The sequence below is a fragment of the Paenibacillus sp. NPDC101420 genome, from assembly GCF_050277435.1.
GTDB lineage: Bacteria > Bacillota > Bacilli > Paenibacillales > Paenibacillaceae > Paenibacillus_AQ.
The window spans coordinates 45,247-62,996 of the sequence record NZ_JBNNSE010000003.1 but is presented as its reverse complement, the minus strand read 5'-3'; the positions used below and the strand labels follow the sequence as shown (position 1 = coordinate 62,996).

Sequence of the window (17,750 nt, the reverse complement as noted above, 5' to 3'; positions counted from 1 at the left end):
GTTCGGCGGTTTCAATCTGATAGGGATCACCTTCAAGTCCCGTTCCTCCAGCAAAGCTCACTGCCTCATATGCCTTACCTTCATCTGTCGCGAACAATCCGGGTATACCACTTAGCACCACTAGCTAGATCTATTATAATGGAACTAATTGTATTTAATAGTGACCGCTGTCATCAGTATTGTCACATGACAAATTAATTTAGTAGTCATTTACCGAAGCCGACAACGGAGATTGTGCGAAGATTCATACTCAAAAGCATAATATTTCGCCCTACTTATGATAAGGTTCCCCCCGATTTATCTTCACCGCGCGATAAATCTGCTCCACCAGCACCAGGCGCATGAGCTGATGGGGCAGCGTCATGCGCCCGAAGCTCATGCGCTGCTGCGCGCGGCGCATGACCTCGTCGGAGAGCCCGTGGCTCCCTCCGATGACGAACACGACATGGCTCGTCCCATAGGTGCCGAGCCGGTCAATTTCTGCGGCAAGCTCTTCCGAGCTCCACAGCTTGCCGTCAATCGCGAGCGCAATGACATGCGCCTCGCTCTTTATGTGCGCGAGGATGCGTTCCCCCTCGCGTGCCTTAACAATACCGACCTCTGCTTCGCTTAGAGAGTCGGGTGCTTTTTCATCTGCCACCTCAATCACCTGAAATTTCAGGTACGGTGTCAGCCGTTTAGCATACTCCGCGATGCCACTGATCAAATACTTTTCCTTCAATTTTCCTACGCCAATAATTTGAATAAGCATAAATGCCTCCTATTATAGTCCTCTATAGAAATAGCAAAAGGACGCGCTCTAGGCGTCCCTTATAGTTTTAGAGAGTACCTTCTCTCGCCCAATCCTTATATCTCTTGTATTTCATGTATTTCCTGTCCTCATAGGGCTCAATCCGTTACTTCCCTTCCTCCCGCTCCTCCATTACAAAATCCGGCTTTTCCCCAGCTTCATAAGCACTCAATATAGAATCCAGCAATCCTGGGAAACGTGCGCTCAGATCCTCTGTCCGTAGCGACAGTATGCGCTGGGTTCCTTGCACCCGCGTAAACACAACCCCTGACTCGCGTAGCGTACGGGCATGGTGAGACATGGTGGATTTGGCGATCGGAACGTTGAAGCCGTTGCAAGCCTGTTCTCCATTTCTATGAATATCCGATACGATATGGAGGCGAATTGGATCGCTGAGCGCATACAATACGGAAGCAAGCTGAATGTCCTTGCGATCCGGATGAAATAGTATTTTCATGGATGATTATCCCCTTTGTCCTACTTTTAATGCGAAAAAATATTAGTGTTCCTAATTGCATTTTATATCAACGCATGCTATATTTCAATTGTTCGTAAGTAATCGAACTATTAAACAATAAAAAAGGAGTGCTTCGCACATGACTTCTGTAAATAACCTTTCCGCGAATGCGGATCATGAAGCCTCCGTTCCGGAAGCGACTCTTCCACGGGAAGGCCTGCTGACTCTGCTGTTCAGTATCGCTGTGGTTCTCGTCATCATGAATACAGCCATGTTCAATCTGGCACTGCCTGATGTAACCGAAGCCTTCGGCATTACAGCTGCATCTGCTTCTTGGATAGTTACCGGGTATTCCATTATGTTTTCGATTGCCTCAATCACGTACAGCCGGCTCTCTGATTTTCTGCCGATCCGCCGCCTGCTGGTGATAGGCTTGTTGACGCTAGGCTTTGCGGCTGTGGCCGGCTTCTTCAGCACCAACTTTATCTTTCTGCTTATCGTGCGCATTCTACAGGCGTCGGGCGCGGGCGCAGTAATGTCCTTATCTCTTGTTCTGTTTACCCGCTATGTCCCGCAAGCCCGTCGCGGTAAAGCGATGGCGACGATTATGTCAGCCGTTTCACTCGGCCTAGGCCTTGGTCCGGTCGCGGGCGGAGCCATCGTCGAATATCTCGGCTGGATCTGGTTGTTCGCTGTAACGGCAGCTATTTTGCTTCTCGTGCCGTTGTTCCTTATCCTGTTGCCTAAAGAGGTGCCCACCCGAGGCTCCTTTGATGTGCTTGGTGGGCTGCTCTTGGGCGTCGGCACCACCGGTCTACTGCTGTTCCTGACTAGTGGGCTGTGGGTGGCCTTGGTCGCCGGACTTGTCGCCATCGCTTTATTTGTTGGCCGCATCCGCAGCACGCCCGACCCATTTGTAATGCCCGCGCTTTTCCGTAACCGCTCATATCTCGTACTGGCGGTGGTCGGTATCGCCTCCTATCTGTGCAGCTTCGCCACATTGTTCCTGCTGCCACAGATTTTGACTCATCGCTTTGGCTTCAGTGCAAGTCATGCCGGGCTTGTGATCTTTCCGGGCTCGCTGCTCGCAATCTTCGTTTCCCGTTCCGTCGGACGAATCATCGACCGTTATGGCAATGCGGGGATATTGCGTTTCGCTCCACTGCTTGTGTTAACTGCTACTGTCCTGTTCGCATTCTTCGCTGGGCGGTCCTGGATTGCCGTTATGCTGATCTATATGATTATGAGTCTTGCCTTCACGACATTGTCCAGTAGTGTATCCAATGAAATCTCACGGATTCTGCCTTCCTCACAAATCGGCTCGGGGATGGGACTGTTCCAGCTACTGCAATTCTTTAGTGGTGCCTTCAGCGTAGCTATGGCCGCAAGTGCATTGGAATGGCAGCGTGGGCTGCCGCTCCGGGCCGCTTACTCAAACATCTACTGGGGACTCTCTATTGCAGCAATGCTTGCCATCATCTCAGCCATTGTCTACCGCAAGAACAACCGAGGTAGCTCCCTGACCAATATGGCAGATGCAGCAGATGCATAAGATTAATCCTCCAATGCACCTATAATTATTCCACGCAAAAACACCTTGCGGCCCATTTCCGGGACTGCAAGGTGTTTTTTTATAAGTCTTAAAGGTCCTTTAGACCACCAAATATTCAGCGTTCTTCTCACATTGGGTGCACTTTGCCGGCGGGTCCCAGTCAGAGAATTCCGTTTCCTTCAAATCCACTACATCTGGTGCATCTTCATACTCGTCCACAAACAAATCAATAGCTAATTCTACATGTTCTTTACATACTACATACATTCAACCAAGCATCCCTTTCTGTGCCGCTACGGCCTAATACTCCTTCTATTGTTCTACCATACTTCCCACGAAAATGGAACTCCTATCTATCCATTCCAGCGATCTGTTCATCCATTGTCTATATTCTTGCCCTTCACCAAAAAAAGATTCCTCCCACCCCGAAGGGCAAAAGGAATCTCATCACTTCTCTCTCTCTCTATTATCTATAAATATTATTTTAAACTCTCCATCCTACCCTAGAAACTCCACCGGGCGATCCAGCTCATACAATCTGCGGTAACGTGGTTCTTTTTTCATCAGCTCCGCATGGGTTCCACGCATTTCTACCGAGCCATTTTCCATAAAAATCACTTCATCCATCTGCTCCGCACCGACCAAATGATGCGTTACCCAAATTAGTGACTTATCCTTCATGGCTTCAAACATTGTCTTCAAAAGATCACGTTCCGTCCGCGGGTCCAACCCTACAGTCGGTTCGTCGAGTATGACAACAGGGGTATTTTGCAGCAAAATACGAGCTAACGCTATCCGCTGACGCTCTCCACCGGAGAAACGTTGCCCCGCTTCACGAACAAAGGTATCATATCCATCTGGCAACGAGGAGATCAACGTATCCATTTTGGCTAAGGCGCCAGCTTCTTTAATGGCTTGTTCGGAAGCCTTCGGATCACCCATACGAATATTGTTAGCTACTGTAGTATCGAATAAATGTGGACTCTGATTAAGCACCGCTATAATAGAAGGAATATGCTCGCCATAGGCATCTGCAGCGATTCCATTAATCGTAACCGAGCCCTCAGAAGGTTCAATAACACCTTGAATAGCCTTTAATAACGTCGATTTACCCGCACCACTTCGGCCGATGATCGCAATCTTTTTACCTTGTGGAATATCGAGGCTGAGATCGCGAACCGACCAGTTATCCGCTGATCCATAGTGGTAACCTACATTTTCGAGCTTGATGTGAGCACTCTTTATGGCCTTAGGTAGAGCATCGACTACTGATACTTTTTCAGATACGATGTTCTGCTCAGTTCCATTTACACCAGACAATCGCTCCAAGGAGTTACGGTACTGCGGGATTTTCTCCACCGCTTCGGACACTGGCAGAAAAGCATCTGCTACAGGAAAAACAACCAATACAAAAGCCGCGATCAAAGTACCTGCAATAGCACCATCTGCAAACTCTCCAGCGGCCCAATACAGCATAGAAAGCACGCCAATCCCAATTACCGCTTGCCCAATGAACGTACGAATACGTGCCCAGCTGCGCAGCGCTGCATCGGTTTTGGCTACTTTTCTCTCATCTGCTTCATAAGTGTCTACGAACTGGCTTTGTCGTCCACTAATGACCCAGTCACCCATACCAAGTACGGCGTCAGTCAGCTTTTGATAGAGACGATTACGCTCTACTTTCACTTCACGTTGGCGCTTCTGTGTGAACAATAGAGATAAGAACGGCAACACCACTACTAACACCAATATATACAGAGCCATCAATAGCGCAAAGGCGATATCAAAAGTACCCAGTGCAATCACAGCTGCTCCATAAATCAGCAAAGCAATGATGCTTGGAAATACGGTGCGCAGATATACATTTTGCAAATATTCAATGTCATCCGCAAGCATCCCGAGAATATCCCCAGTGCGGAAGCGTGACGACAGGAACAAAGCCTGTGGCTCCAAAATATTGTACAGACGCACACGCATCTTAGATAGAATTCGCAAAATCGTGTCATGCCCAACTAAACGTTCTACATAATGAATGACAGCCCGACTCGTTCCGAACGTACGCACACCTACAATTGGTACATAGATCATTAGAATATTTTCGACGGGTGTAGACGCTTTTGAGATCAGAAATCCTGAAGTATACATTAATGATGAGGCTGTAAAAATCGTCAACGCCCCAAGCACGATAATAAGCACAAAACGCCAAAAATACGACGATACATACGGAGCAAACCATCCTTCACGTTTCAATGGATTCCCTCCAATTGCGACCCGATCAACTCATAATACGCACCCTTGCGGGCAAGCAACTCCTGATGGGTACCGATTTCTGCCACTTTTCCTTGTTTCATTACTACAATAATGTCCATATCAAGCATCCAGTGCAGGCGATGTGTAGCCAGAAAGACCAGCTTTCCTTCAAAAAGAGGCACCATCGTCTCCTTCAGCTCATATTCCGTCTCAATATCCAGATGTGCCGTTGGCTCATCCAATAACATAATCGGACGACTGCTGAGTAAAGCTCGAGCCAGCGCAACCCGCTGCTCCTGCCCGCCACTGAACGAACGACCTCCGCCGCCGATCATCTCATCCAAGCCATTCGGAAGGGTTGCCGCCAGCTCTGATAATCCAGTAGCTTTCACAGCTGCAGCCACAGCTTCCATAGAAGCCTCAGGGTAATAGAAGCGAATATTATCAGCCAATGTACCACTAAAAATATAAGGGCGCTGCGGGATATACGAGGTCTGCTTTCGCCAAGCCTCATCCGTTAATGCGCTAACCGTTGTACCGTTTACTGTGATACTTCCTGAAGTAGGGTGTAAGAAACCACCCAAGATATCGACTAGTGTAGATTTACCGGCCCCACTCTCTCCGATAATCCCAATTTTGCTTGCTCCTTTAAATTGCAGGTTCACCGCTTCCAGCGAAGAAAGACCAGCTTCCTCGTATTTCACACTGACATCATTTAATGTAAGTACGCTATTTTTATGCCAAGTGAATATCTCTTCTGGTGTTTTCGATGCTGATTTCAATGCTTGGTCACCATTAGAACCTACTACTTCAGCTTTCACTTCATCCTGATCTATAATGCTCTTCATTGCCTCAGCGGCTTCCTTACCATCGAGAGTAGCATGGAAATCCGAACCTACCAATCGTACAGGCAAAAAATATTCCGGTGCCAAGATCAGAATGGTTAAACCCGTAACAAGGGTCATCTGATCGTTGACCAGCCGTAGGCCAAGACTTACCGCTACGGAAGCAACGGATAACATCGTAAAGAAGTCCAGCGCGAACGAAGACAAAAAGGCTACTCGCAGTGTACGCATCGTCGCCGAGCGATACCGATCGCTGACGGTGGCAATACTCGTGCTATGACTACGACTGCGGCCCAGAAATTTCAGCGTTTCTAGCCCACGGAGGGAGTCTACGAAATGATTAGATAAGGTGCGATAAGATTTCAGCTGACGGTCCATCTGCTTGCGAGCCGTCATCCCGATCAAGATCATAAAAACAATAATAATCGGCATGGTGATCGTTAGAATTATCCCACTCGCGGTATCCATCTTGTAGATATAAATAAGCACCAAAATCGGTGTTATCGACATCCCTACCATTCTAGGGATAATCGCTTCTAAATATGTGCGGAACTTTGTTACGCCTTCCAGCACAAGTGTGACAAGATCCCCGGTTCCACGCCCGCCCACCATTCTGGGTCCAAGCTGGAAGAGCTTATCCATCATTTCCCTCCGCATGTTGCTGCCCGTTGCTTCCGCAAAGCGGTAAGAGATACGGCTCATCAGCATGGCGCAAGCATGGCGCACTAGAAATGCAAGAAGGAACAATAGCGAAGTAGCCCATTGTTCCTTCAGAGGTTCTCCTGCAAATAGCGCAGAGATGACTTCTGCCAGCCATTTGGCCAGCAGAAGTATGGACATGCTTTGCACCAGGGTAAGGAGGCCAACAATCAGAAATACCGGCTTAACTCCTTTATACCCAAGCAAATTTTTATCCATTAGTATTCAAGATGCTCCTTCTCGTGAACGCGTTTATGAAAGACAAAGTAACTCCAAATTTGATATCCCAATACGAATGGAAGGATGGTCAGTGCCACAATCGTCATTACCTTTAAAGAGTAATGTCCCGAAGCCGCATTGGTAATTGTCAAATTAAAGGCTTGATCGATTGAACTAATCATAACACGTGGGAACAATCCTACAAAGATAGAAGTTACGGACAATGCTATTACCGCTCCTGTCATTCCAAAAGCATAGCCATCCTTCTTCTTCGTCATGAAATAACCCGATAATATGAACGCGATAATTCCCAGCGCTACTATAATCATAAGAACTAAACCACGTTGTTCGAAAATATCAGTCATATAATAAGTCATTACCACGAAAGCAAGCAATAAAGCCCCAAGTGGCAAAAGCAATCTTTGCGCCATTTTTCGAGCGCGAGCCTGTAGATCTCCCACTGTACGCAACGTTGTGAACATGAGACCATGTACCAAACAAAGAAGGACAACAGTCACACCAGCTACTACGGTATACACATTTACGATATCTGTAAAACTTGCGTACATTTGCATATCCCCATCAATCGGCAAACCTTTGATGAAGCTGGCGAACACCACAGCTAGGAGGAACGGTGGGAGGAAGCTGCCGAAAAAGATACACACATCCCAAGTTTTTTTCCAAGCTACGGAATCCCGTTTACCTCTAAATTCAAAAGCAACACCACGTGCAATCAAAGCTAATAAAGCAAAGACAAAGGGAATGTAAAATCCACTAAATAATGTTGCATACCACTCAGGGAAAGCCGCAAACATTGCACCCGCAGCAGTAATTAACCATACCTCGTTTCCATCCCAGAAGGGTCCGATCGAGTTAATCAGAATCCGGCGCTCAGTGTCATTCTTAGCGAGAATTTGTGTTTCCATCCCTACGCCGAAATCGAAACCCTCCAGGAAGAAGAACCCTATAAACAGAACTGCAATGAGCACAAACCACAATTCATTAAGAGACATCATTGGGCGCCCTCCTCGTTATATGGATCATGCGAATCCCCGTGATCGTTATCCATCGCATAAGGACCTTTTTTAATCACTTTCATAAACAAACCAATTAGAACTAATCCGAGAATGGCGTAAATCGCTGTAAAAGAAATAACAGAGAATAGAACCTGACCACTTGTAATGTTAGGCGACACACTGTCTTCCGTTGTCATCAATCCGAATACCGTCCATGGCTGACGCCCGAATTCGGTCATGACCCAACCTGCTGTATTCGCGATTGGAGGAAGCAGTATTCCCCATAACATAAACCGCATAAACCAAGTGTTTGGACGGTCCATCTTTTTGCGCCACATTAAATACATTGCGTACATACCCATTACGATCATTAACGTTCCTGCTAGAACCATGATCCGGAAACTCCAGAATGTCGTACGTACTGGCGGGATATAGTCACCGGGGCCATAAGTTTGCTCATACTCAGCTTGCAGCTCAAGCATACCTTTAACTTCACCGGAAAATTTACTGTATGAAAGGAAGCTTAGCATATACGGAATTTGAAATTCTCCAGTACTTTCCTGCTTGTCAGGATCAATGTTAGCCCATACGGTCCAAGGTGCTGGGTCACCACTCTTACCCCACAGTCCTTCAGAAGCCGCCATCTTCATAGGTTGAGTCTCAACCAAATACTGTGCTTGCGCATGGCCTGCCACGGCTACACCAATAGAAGAAATGATACCTACGATTGCTGCAATTTGAAAAGATTTCTTAAAGAAAGATACATCTTGTTTCTTCAATATCTTATACGCACTAATACCCGTTACGAGGAAGGCGCCTGTTGCATACGCAGCAAGAACCGTGTGCGGGAATTCAACCAGCAATTGTCCGTTCGTAATGAGCGCGAAGAAATCATTCATTTCTGCCCGTCCATTATTTATCGCAAAGCCCACAGGATGCTGCATAAAGGAGTTCGCTGCTAGAATCCAGAAAGCGGATAACATCGTACCGAATGCTACCAGCCAGATGGATAACAAGTGCACTCTTTTGGACACTTTGTCCCAGCCGAATATCCAGATCCCAATAAAAGTAGACTCCAGAAAAAAGGCTGCCAATGCTTCAACTGCAAGCGGAGCCCCGAAGACATCACCCACAAAACGTGAATAATCAGACCAGTTCATCCCGAACTGAAATTCCTGCAAAATACCTGTAACTACCCCTACTGCAAAGTTGATGAGAAACAGCTTTCCCCAGAACTGTGCCATTCTTTTGTACTCTTCATTGCCTTTTCTAACGTACATGGTCTCCATGATCGCAATCAAGAGCGCTAGTCCGATTGATACCGGTACAAAGAAATAGTGGAATATTGTCGTCGACGCAAATTGTATACGCGACAGCATTACTGTATCCATATTTTTCCCTTCCTTCTCCCCTTTTCGTTAACTATATTGTGTCAAAAATTTAGACGCGCTTTTGTGATAAATGTCACACAAAGGGGTGCTTTTAACGGTGAAATTCAAATGATTTGTGACAAAAATCACAATTTACCTTAAAAAAAGCAAAAAAAATAAGACGGTTTGACCGTCTTGAAGTTGTTCACTGTTCTATAACAAGCTTGACTCATAAAGGCATTGGTTAGGTAATGGAAATACCCTTCTTCAGCGATTTGAGATCGCCATTCGAATTAAGCAATTGTGGTAGCATCTTCGTGCTGCGAACCATTGGAGAGTCACATAGACGGCAAGAAGGCGCATGTTCAAATGCGAAATTATCCCTCATCCATCCGTTGCATCCATCATTGGTACACGCCCAAATCGCGGTATTTTCTTCCGGTATTTCTTCCAAAGGTTTCTTCCGGTAGTTCATTGCCGTTCCTCCCATCCTGTAAGTCAATAGTGACTAACTAGATATAAAAAGACCGTCCCAACTTTCACAAGCTGGGACGGTTTCTTCTATTATTACAGTTTTACAACGTTTTCGGCTTGTGGTCCACGGTTGCCTTGAACAACGTTGAATTCAACGCGTTGGCCTTCGTCCAAAGTTTTGAAGCCGTCGCCAGTGATTGCGCTGAAGTGAACGAATACGTCGCTTCCGCCTTCAACTTCGATAAATCCGAATCCTTTTTCTGCGTTGAACCATTTAACTGTACCTGTTTGCATGTGTGTTACCTCCACAAATTTAAATTAATATGTTCTTTTTATCTTCAAACAAAGAAAAAATTCACACATTGAAAAAGGTTGTATTACCGAATATAACAGCCCTTTTCAATGCGAAAATTAGGGACTAAATGTATGATTGATATCATATTACCACACCTGATTAGCAAAGGCAAGCTGGCATCCGTATATATCCGTTTCTACCCTAATAAGTATTACCTTCCAATGTAAGGGTTGCCAGTCAGCCCAAAATTGATTAAATCAGCTTATAATTGCCATATTTATCAAAACTTTAGAAGAAATAGATCCCCGATAGCGATACAGAGTATCGCTATTTCAGGAAGCTCTACCTTCTCAACCGAAGGGGTAGTCCGCTCTACTTGTCATTACTGCTATATCATTATATGCCGACTTCCAGCATATTATTCCTCTGGTTTTTCAAGAAGTTTTACTGTGGTCTGATTGACTTTCCCATTTCGATAATAGGTAATCTTCAGATCCTCACCAATCTTCGTCTGATTATATAAATACTTGCGAAGGGAAAGCGTGGATGTAATAGGTTCATCATTAAATTTCGTAATTACATCATTAAACTGTATTCCCGCTTCTTGTGCAGGTCCAACAGCATCCAGAACGACAACCCCATCCTTAACATTGTTCGGTAGGTTCAGTTCCTTGCGTTGGTCCTCTGCGAGAGGAATGTAAGGATTGTTTAAATCTACCGAATATACGCCTAAGTAGGAACGGGCAATCCGCCCTTTCTCAGCCAGTTCATTAGCGGTATCTATCACATGGTTAGCTGGAATAGCAAAACCCAGCCCTTCTACACCTGCATCGGAGATTTTCATCGTGTTAATACCGATGACTTTACCATCCAAATCCACAAGCGCCCCGCCGCTATTGCCTTCATTAATTGCTGCATCGGTCTGAATGACCTCTTGCTCCCAATCATATACGCCGTCCTGATTCAAGGATACGGGAACCTTCCGTTCAGTATAGCTGACAATACCTGAAGTCAATGTGTCACCAAGTCCCAACGGGTTTCCGATGGCAATGACCGTTTCACCTAAACGAAGCTTCGAGGAATCCCCGAGCTCTGCGATTGTATTGATACCCTTGGCATCAATAGAAAGCACCGCAATGTCACTCACTTTATCCGTTCCAACGAGTGTAGCTTTACGTGTCTCGCCATCTACTGTTACGACTTCAAGATTGCTAGAGTCTTCGATGACATGGTTATTAGTAATGATAAATGCTTTATTATCTACCTTTTTATAAATCACTCCAGAGCCTAATGCTGACTCATCCAGAATGTTCAATTCTTTATTATCTTCTTTATGATTGATAATACTTACTACTGCAGGACGAACCGTAGCAGCGGCTTGAATGATACGGTCAAACGGATCTCTGCTTGGGGCAACCTCCCCAGTTGTTACTACCGACTTCGGGGCACTTTCGTGACTCATTTGTCCAGTAAGCATACTGAATAAAAACACTGCCACCACAGCACTGATTAAGGAGCAGACGGCGGATATTTGCCAAGTGGATAAGCCCTTGCGCGATCTTCGCACAGAATGCTTGCGGTTAGCAAATGATCCCTTTGATGCTTCATCCCCTCTGGACCGTGATACTTTAGTTGAATAGAAATCGTCATCAAACAATCCCACCGAAAATCTCCCCCTTCTATTGCCAACCGTTCACAGTATCTAAAACCTGAACCTCTAGCAATCACGTTCCAAGCATATACCTCTGCATCCTTTAGACTCCAACAATCACTAAAAAGTTTCACTTTATCCATTAACCACACAATAGTTTCAGTTAATCGAAAGAATTTTAGAATCTTTCAATATATCTTCTCTACTAGGAATATTTTGCAACTTAAAAGACTACACTAATAGAAAGGTTCCATAAATTTAGAGTTTGCTTATCACGTCTATAATTGTATCACAGGCAACCCTCAATTCGTGATTTTCCTGAGGTAAAAAGCCTGCGAATTTTTTACAACTCCAGTTCTGTTTTTACTACATAAGGAGGTATAATTATGAATTCTTTTTCCACAAGTATGGATCTGGTGGAGTTTATCGGTAAGCTTGGCGATTTGAAGGATGAACACTACCATATGACCCTTGCCTTCAGTGCTATGATCGAATTGATGATCGATAAAGGCCTGATCTCCCGCCAAGAATTAGAACGAAAGACTGCTGAGCTTGATCAGCTTATGACAACTGGCTCAACTTATCCCATGGCGTAGGTTGGTCATAATACGTATCGCAAAGCTTAAACTCACTATCTTTAAAGAAACAGCCCCGATCCTCCATTGCGCAACGTACCGACATTTTAGCCAAATCCATCATATTATGATCCCGGCTTAAATGCGCTAAATAGGTACGTTTAGTCCGTCCTGTGAGAATTTCACTTAGTGCTGCTCCGGCTGCTTCATTAGAAAGGTGACCCATGTCGCCAAGTATGCGTCGTTTCGTATTCCACGGATAACGTCCCATCCTCAGCATTTCAATATCATGATTCGCCTCCAGCACCAATACGTCGGCCTCTGAAATTGCATCTCTTACCTTGTCGCTAACATACCCCAGGTCTGTAGCTACACACAGTTTTTCTTTTCCATCATAAAAATTGTAACCCACCGGCTCCGCCGCATCATGAGAAATTGCAAACGATTCTACACGCAGACTACCAAAATCCCTATGCTGTCCCGACTCCATAATGATTCGGTTATAGTCGGGTATTTTTCCAATGCCTTTTTCAATGGCTCCCCAGGTATTGGTGTTCGCATAAATCGGAAGATCGTATTTACGGGCCATTGCCCCGAGTCCTTTAATATGATCGGAATGCTCGTGTGTGACTAGAATCCCGTCTATATCATTACCCGTTAGCTCGCGCATGGCCAACAGCTCATCGATCCGCTTGGCACTTAGTCCCGCGTCAATCATAAGTGTTGTCTCCCCGTTCCGAACCACCGTTACATTTCCGGTAGAACCACTGGACAGTACTGTAAATGAAATCCCCATTTTCCTTACTCCTTCTAATCTGTTGTCTTCGGACTAATGATGTCCGCACTTATAGCATCCACATAATAGGCATTGCCGTTCTCCAGCATGAACCGCCACATTGGCGACGCTACCTGACTTTCGGAGTTGAACAACTCACCATAATAACCAAGCTCGATCTCCTTTACTACGGAGTCTGCCGGAAAATATTTTTCAATCAAACTGCTAAGCGCTTGCGATGCCGGCAGTACCTTCTGTTCCTTATCGCTACTGCTTGCCCCTATCTCAATCTTAGGTGAGCGGAAAGCTACAATCTTCTGATCACTATTAATCAACTCTAACCTAACTCGGAATAGCGACCACTGATTCTGAACTAGCGGGTGAAGCACGAACTTCCCAACTTCACTTTCTTGAGAATCAAAACGATAATTTGCGATATCCGGTATTTGACTCTCAAGCGCCTTGCTAAGGTCAGTGAAGGAAGAATAGATCAGCTTGCTGTCTATAGGAACATCTAATTTAATGGGTGGTTCATTCTGCTCTTCAGCAGAATATCGATAAGTTATATTAGGAAGCTGCGGGGTAGAAGCCGGAATGGGACACAACACACGAATCCCTTTCTGCTCCATGACCGCCTGGGTTTCTTCGGACAGGGAAGTGAAATCGAGATTGGCACTAACCTGATCGCGCAAATCAATCCACAGCTGATAACATAGCAGCAGATTTAGACCTAAAAAGGCGCAAATTAGTACATTTTTGGCTCTTCCCCAATCCATACCCTTACCTCCTAAATGTCATATGAACAACTTGTACATTAATTTAATGTAAGAACGCTGCCGTCAATAAGCGTAACCTTCCAGACTGGAAGTAGTTGCAGCTTCTCTTCTTTCACTACAGGTACATACGCAGGCGTTAAATCCTTCATTGCCGAAGTTTTGCTAACCGCAGACAATTGATTCTCTAGCTCCACGCCTCCAGATAGCTCTACGATTTTCTTTTCTGCCTTACTCTCATCAATATAGATTAACGAGCGTTCATAAGAGGATACGGTGCCTTGCTGCAATTCCAGATTAATTACACCATACTGCAGCTGCGAGTTACTCATGATCGGATAGGAGCCATATGGATAGGAACCATAATATTGTTGAAAAGAGACCTTTCTCTCCTGTCTCCCCTCCTCGGTGGCTTCAAGACGATAGGTTCCATTCCATCCACCATGTTGGTTCACAAATTCTACAGCTTCAAGCGCATCCTTGGCAGGTGTACTGTCTCCGGCTGGAAGTGCGGCAGGATCGCTATAGCTCATCCAATTGCGTTCCTTATCGACCTGAAGACTCCGTTTGCTGTCCGTATAAATCTCCGAGCCATTTTTCTCGCGAATATATCTAGTGCTTCCAACATCGAAGAAAAGATTGTTCTGCATTTGTTCTATGGTATACATACCTGAAGGCATCTCAACCTGAACCAGAGAAATCTTGCTGTCTGGCACATAATAATCACCATCTACGGACTTGTAAGGCGTCCAGTTCTTGCCGAAATCCACATGCTGCTGCACGTCTTGCACAGTTAAATCCGCTTTTGCCGCTTCATATATAATGTCGCCTCTCGTACTGAAGAAAATGGCGTGCGCTTTGGAGTCATTCTTAATGTTATAGATCCAAATGCGATCAATGCTTTCTCCTTCAAATAGGGAGTCAGGTGACAGCTGCATAACCCGCTGAAGTAAAGTTACCGGAATGCCGGATCCGAACGAAAGCTCAATCCCCGGATTCTCATTTCGAATCTTATCCCAATCATAATCCTGTACCGAGTGCCGCTGGAAGCTTTCAAATCCACGCCCTTTTAACCTATTCATAATCAAGCTATAGAACGTTGAGTCTGGATAAAAAAGCGTATGTTTGTTATCGCCCATATGGATGATCATTTTATCAGGGTACAGCAGGTTCTCAACCTTTTCCTCCGGTCCCATATTGTCTGTCTTCACATATAGATTCTCGGAAAGTACCGCTGAGTCTGCACCAGGCAAGCGATAAATCAAATAGTAACTCTCAACAAGACTTCCCAGCACGAGCAAGGCTAGAATCCATGACTTCAATCTCTCCTTCATGCCTCACTCCCCCTTTGCGCATTCAGAGGTAGCGTAAAGGTTACCTTAGAGCCTTCATTAAGCTCGGATTGCAGGGAAATAGAGCCTCCATGGGCTTTCACAATTTCCCGGGCAATGGAAAGGCCAAGTCCGGTGCCTCCCATATTCCGTGAACGCGCCTTATCCACCCGATAAAAACGTTCAAAGATCCGCTCGATGTCTTTCTTCGGAATACCAATCCCGGAATCACGTACAGAAATGGAGAGCATTCCATCCTCACTTTTCAAGGCTTCCAATTCAATCGTACCGCCTTCTGGCGTATATTTTAATGCATTGGAGACCAAATTCCCCAAGACCTGATCGATTTGATCACGATCGAGCCATGCTGTGCTGACATCCCTACGGACCCTTGTACTAATGTCGATCCGCTTCTGCCGAATCTGAAAAGAAAAGCGGTCTGCTACATCCTCTAGCATTTCAGTAATATCCGTCTGCTGAATTCTGAGAAGTGCCTCCTTGGAATCCAGACGCGACAGATGCAGTAGATCTGTAACCAGACGAATCATACGCTCGGTTTCGTTACGAATAACCCCAACAAAACGAACCGCTAACTGCGGATCCTCAAGCGCTCCATCATCGAGTGCCTCCACATAGCTCTTAATTGTTGTAAGTGGTGTTCTTAGCTCATGCGAAACGTTCGCGACGAATTCTCGGCGTGATTCCTCCAGGTTCTCTTGCTCAGTTACATCCTGCAGTACAGCAATCGTACCGGCAATACCGCCTTCACGGCGATGAATCGGAGTAAACGTAACTCTCACGATATTAGAATCTTCTCCACCCATATGTGTCAGATGAAGCATTGCAGACTGGGCATTTCCTTTAGCCAAGGAACCACTCTGCTCATAATCAAGACCTAGCAATTTATCCAGTGGGGCACCTTCCGGCAACGGACCTTCTGTTCCCAGCATAAGTGCTGCTCGAAGGTTCATAAGAATGACTACACCATTCTCATCCGTGGCTACCACACCGTCACTCATATTCGTCAGAATAGAGGTAAGCTTCTCTTTCTCTTCCTCATTCTGAGAGAGCGCCTCACGCAATCTGCCGGTCATATAATTGAATGCCTGACTGAGTTGTCCAATTTCATCGTTGCCAAGTACGGGCATTTTTCGATTGAACCGACCTTCAGCAACAGCTGTTGCATGCCTAGTCATTTCTTTAATCGGCTGCGTAATGGTGTGTGCAAGAATAACACATAGGACAACTGTCAGTCCCAAGGCTAACAGCAAACCAGAGATGAATACACTGTTGATCCTGCCCATGGTCGCATATAAATCTTTCATGTCAGCAGCAATATAGATTGCACCTACTACCTTGTCACCGGAAAGTACCGGCTTGGCCACAACCTTTTTCCGCACATTATCATCAGCAATAATATATTCTTCATTATCACTGATCCCCTGCAAGGCGCGATTGACTACGGTCTGAGTGTTGCGCTGTCCGACATAGTCATTCTGTGAGGGCACGGAGGTGGTGATGATTTTGCCGCTGGCATCAAGCACCTGAATCTCGGCCCCGTTAATGTAAAGATTATTAACCATACCACGCAGACTTTCTACAGCCGTTTCCTCGTCAACGGTACCAGCCTCACTACCGAATTTATCAGCAGTCAGGATGGACAGCATCTCCGCACGTGCTTTAAGATCCTTCGTGAAGTTATCCGTTAACGAGTTCTTCATCGAGCTGACAAAATAGACTCCAATTAACTGCATAGCTATCAGAATCAGCAGCACATAAATAATAATAAGCTTGGCCTGAATTGTCCGGAAAAAGGACCACCACTTCATCACAGTCCTCCGCTTTTAGGGCTATGCATCAAATAGCCAAGTCCGCGCCGAGTATAAATATATTCCGGCTTGCTGGGATTCTCCTCAATTTTCTCTCTTAGACGACGGATCGTCACGTCTACGGTCCGCACATCGCCGAAATACTCGAATCCCCACACAGCCTGCAGTAAATGCTCCCGGGTCATCACCTTACCCGCATGTTTAATCATATAGTAGAGCAGCTCATATTCACGATGGGTCAAATCAAGCGGCTCCCCACCCTTATAAACCAGATACATATCTGTATCAATAAATAGATCAAAATGGTATATACCCTGTCTGGTCTCTGCAGGTTCATTCGCCATTCCCGGCGGTGACGGTTTGTGCTGTCTCCGCATTTGGGCCTTCACTCTGGCGAGTAGCTCACGTGTACTAAAAGGTTTGGTCACATAGTCATCCGCACCAAGCTCTAGACCAAGCACCTTATCAATCTCTCCGTCTTTGGCAGTAAGCATAATGATAGGAATGTCCAAATGTGCAGAACGAACCTCACGACAAACATCCATCCCGTCCTTACCAGGCAGCATAAGATCAAGCAGCATAAGATCAGGCTTTTTGGACAATGCCAATTCTACTGCACTGTTACCATCAAAAGCACAAATAACCTCGTAGCCTTCTTTTTCTAGATTAAACTTCAATATATCAGCAATAGGCTGTTCATCGTCTACTACCAGAATCGTTCCCATCTGCATGTCTCAGCTTCACCTTCCTATCCCTACTTAAAGATCATTCCTTTATTTTAACATACCTGTCTTACCGTCACATCCTACGAAATAAGGAATCGGCTTCCCCAGCAAAAAGAAACAGCTA

Annotated in this window: 17 protein-coding genes; 2 read left to right on the top strand and 15 right to left on the bottom strand. The window is 45.6% G+C overall.

What is annotated here, in order from left to right:
- Positions 1-271: 271 nt before the first annotated feature.
- A complete protein-coding gene (gene rlmH, locus ACQKMP_RS15590) occupies positions 272-751 on the bottom strand; it encodes a 23S rRNA (pseudouridine(1915)-N(3))-methyltransferase RlmH (RefSeq protein ID WP_379424620.1) in 480 nt (159 codons plus the stop codon).
- A 145-nt stretch (positions 752-896) separates the two neighbouring features.
- Complete coding sequence (locus tag ACQKMP_RS15585; RefSeq protein ID WP_427469806.1) at positions 897-1,247, bottom strand: ArsR/SmtB family transcription factor; 351 nt, start codon at positions 1,245-1,247, stop codon at positions 897-899.
- Positions 1,248-1,386: 139 nt separating this feature from the next.
- Here ACQKMP_RS15585 and ACQKMP_RS15580 point away from each other — a divergent pair, with 139 nt between their 5' ends.
- Entirely contained in the window at positions 1,387-2,799 is a 1,413-nt protein-coding gene (locus ACQKMP_RS15580) for an MFS transporter (protein ID WP_042193021.1), read from the top strand.
- Positions 2,800-2,898: 99 nt separating this feature from the next.
- Here the strand turns inward: ACQKMP_RS15580 and ACQKMP_RS15575 are convergent, their stop codons facing one another.
- The 8 genes from ACQKMP_RS15575 to ACQKMP_RS15540 all read right to left on the bottom strand — a co-directional run bounded on the left by ACQKMP_RS15575 (position 2,899) and on the right by ACQKMP_RS15540 (position 11,630).
- Positions 2,899-3,066, bottom strand: a complete 168-nt coding sequence (locus ACQKMP_RS15575) for a CxxH/CxxC protein (RefSeq protein WP_076120603.1) — start codon at positions 3,064-3,066, stop codon at positions 2,899-2,901.
- A 231-nt stretch (positions 3,067-3,297) separates the two neighbouring features.
- A complete protein-coding gene (cydC, locus tag ACQKMP_RS15570) occupies positions 3,298-5,049 on the bottom strand; it encodes a thiol reductant ABC exporter subunit CydC (protein WP_379424617.1) in 1,752 nt (583 codons plus the stop codon).
- Positions 5,046-6,812 carry a thiol reductant ABC exporter subunit CydD gene (gene cydD, locus ACQKMP_RS15565; RefSeq protein ID WP_339244132.1) on the bottom strand — a complete coding sequence of 589 codons (1,767 nt, stop codon included), beginning with the start codon at positions 6,810-6,812 and terminating at the stop codon, positions 5,046-5,048. Before cydD ends, cydC begins: the two co-directional genes overlap by 4 nt.
- On the bottom strand, positions 6,812-7,828 hold the full coding sequence (gene cydB, locus ACQKMP_RS15560) for a cytochrome d ubiquinol oxidase subunit II (RefSeq protein ID WP_076285053.1): 1,017 nt from the start codon (positions 7,826-7,828) through the stop codon (positions 6,812-6,814). Before cydB ends, cydD begins: the two co-directional genes overlap by 1 nt.
- On the bottom strand, positions 7,825-9,219 hold the full coding sequence (locus ACQKMP_RS15555; RefSeq protein ID WP_339244133.1) for a cytochrome ubiquinol oxidase subunit I: 1,395 nt from the start codon (positions 9,217-9,219) through the stop codon (positions 7,825-7,827). Before ACQKMP_RS15555 ends, cydB begins: the two co-directional genes overlap by 4 nt.
- A gap of 223 nt (positions 9,220-9,442) precedes the next feature.
- Positions 9,443-9,673: a cold-shock protein gene (locus tag ACQKMP_RS15550; RefSeq protein ID WP_042131698.1), complete on the bottom strand. Its 231-nt coding sequence runs from the start codon at positions 9,671-9,673 to the stop codon at positions 9,443-9,445.
- A gap of 92 nt (positions 9,674-9,765) precedes the next feature.
- Complete coding sequence (locus ACQKMP_RS15545; RefSeq protein WP_019914582.1) at positions 9,766-9,966, bottom strand: cold-shock protein; 201 nt, start codon at positions 9,964-9,966, stop codon at positions 9,766-9,768.
- Between the two features lie 419 nt (positions 9,967-10,385).
- Entirely contained in the window at positions 10,386-11,630 is a 1,245-nt protein-coding gene (locus tag ACQKMP_RS15540; protein WP_427469801.1) for a S1C family serine protease, read from the bottom strand.
- A 374-nt stretch (positions 11,631-12,004) separates the two neighbouring features.
- On the opposite strand from ACQKMP_RS15540, the gene ACQKMP_RS15535 reads away from it, so the two are divergent.
- Positions 12,005-12,214, top strand: coding sequence for a hypothetical protein (locus ACQKMP_RS15535; RefSeq protein ID WP_042193027.1), 210 nt, complete (start codon positions 12,005-12,007; stop codon positions 12,212-12,214).
- On the opposite strand, the gene ACQKMP_RS15530 is transcribed toward ACQKMP_RS15535, so the two are convergent.
- Genes ACQKMP_RS15530 through yycF form a run of 5 tightly spaced genes read right to left on the bottom strand, consistent with a single transcriptional unit; the run spans position 12,180 to position 17,632 of the window.
- Positions 12,180-12,989: an MBL fold metallo-hydrolase gene (locus tag ACQKMP_RS15530; RefSeq protein WP_042193028.1), complete on the bottom strand. Its 810-nt coding sequence runs from the start codon at positions 12,987-12,989 to the stop codon at positions 12,180-12,182. The two genes, ACQKMP_RS15535 and ACQKMP_RS15530, sit on opposite strands and share 35 nt — an antisense overlap.
- Before the next feature lie 14 nt (positions 12,990-13,003).
- Positions 13,004-13,744 (bottom strand): two-component system regulatory protein YycI, encoded by a 741-nt coding sequence (gene yycI, locus ACQKMP_RS15525; protein ID WP_042193029.1) that lies wholly within the window; start codon positions 13,742-13,744, stop codon positions 13,004-13,006.
- Between the two features lie 38 nt (positions 13,745-13,782).
- Positions 13,783-15,075 (bottom strand): YycH family regulatory protein, encoded by a 1,293-nt coding sequence (locus ACQKMP_RS15520; protein WP_427469798.1) that lies wholly within the window; start codon positions 15,073-15,075, stop codon positions 13,783-13,785.
- Complete coding sequence (gene walK, locus ACQKMP_RS15515; RefSeq protein ID WP_042193031.1) at positions 15,072-16,901, bottom strand: cell wall metabolism sensor histidine kinase WalK; 1,830 nt, start codon at positions 16,899-16,901, stop codon at positions 15,072-15,074. The genes ACQKMP_RS15520 and walK overlap by 4 nt, the downstream gene beginning before the upstream one ends.
- Positions 16,901-17,632 carry a response regulator YycF gene (gene yycF, locus ACQKMP_RS15510; protein ID WP_042193032.1) on the bottom strand — a complete coding sequence of 244 codons (732 nt, stop codon included), beginning with the start codon at positions 17,630-17,632 and terminating at the stop codon, positions 16,901-16,903. The genes walK and yycF overlap by 1 nt, the downstream gene beginning before the upstream one ends.
- Positions 17,633-17,750: the final 118 nt, after the last annotated feature.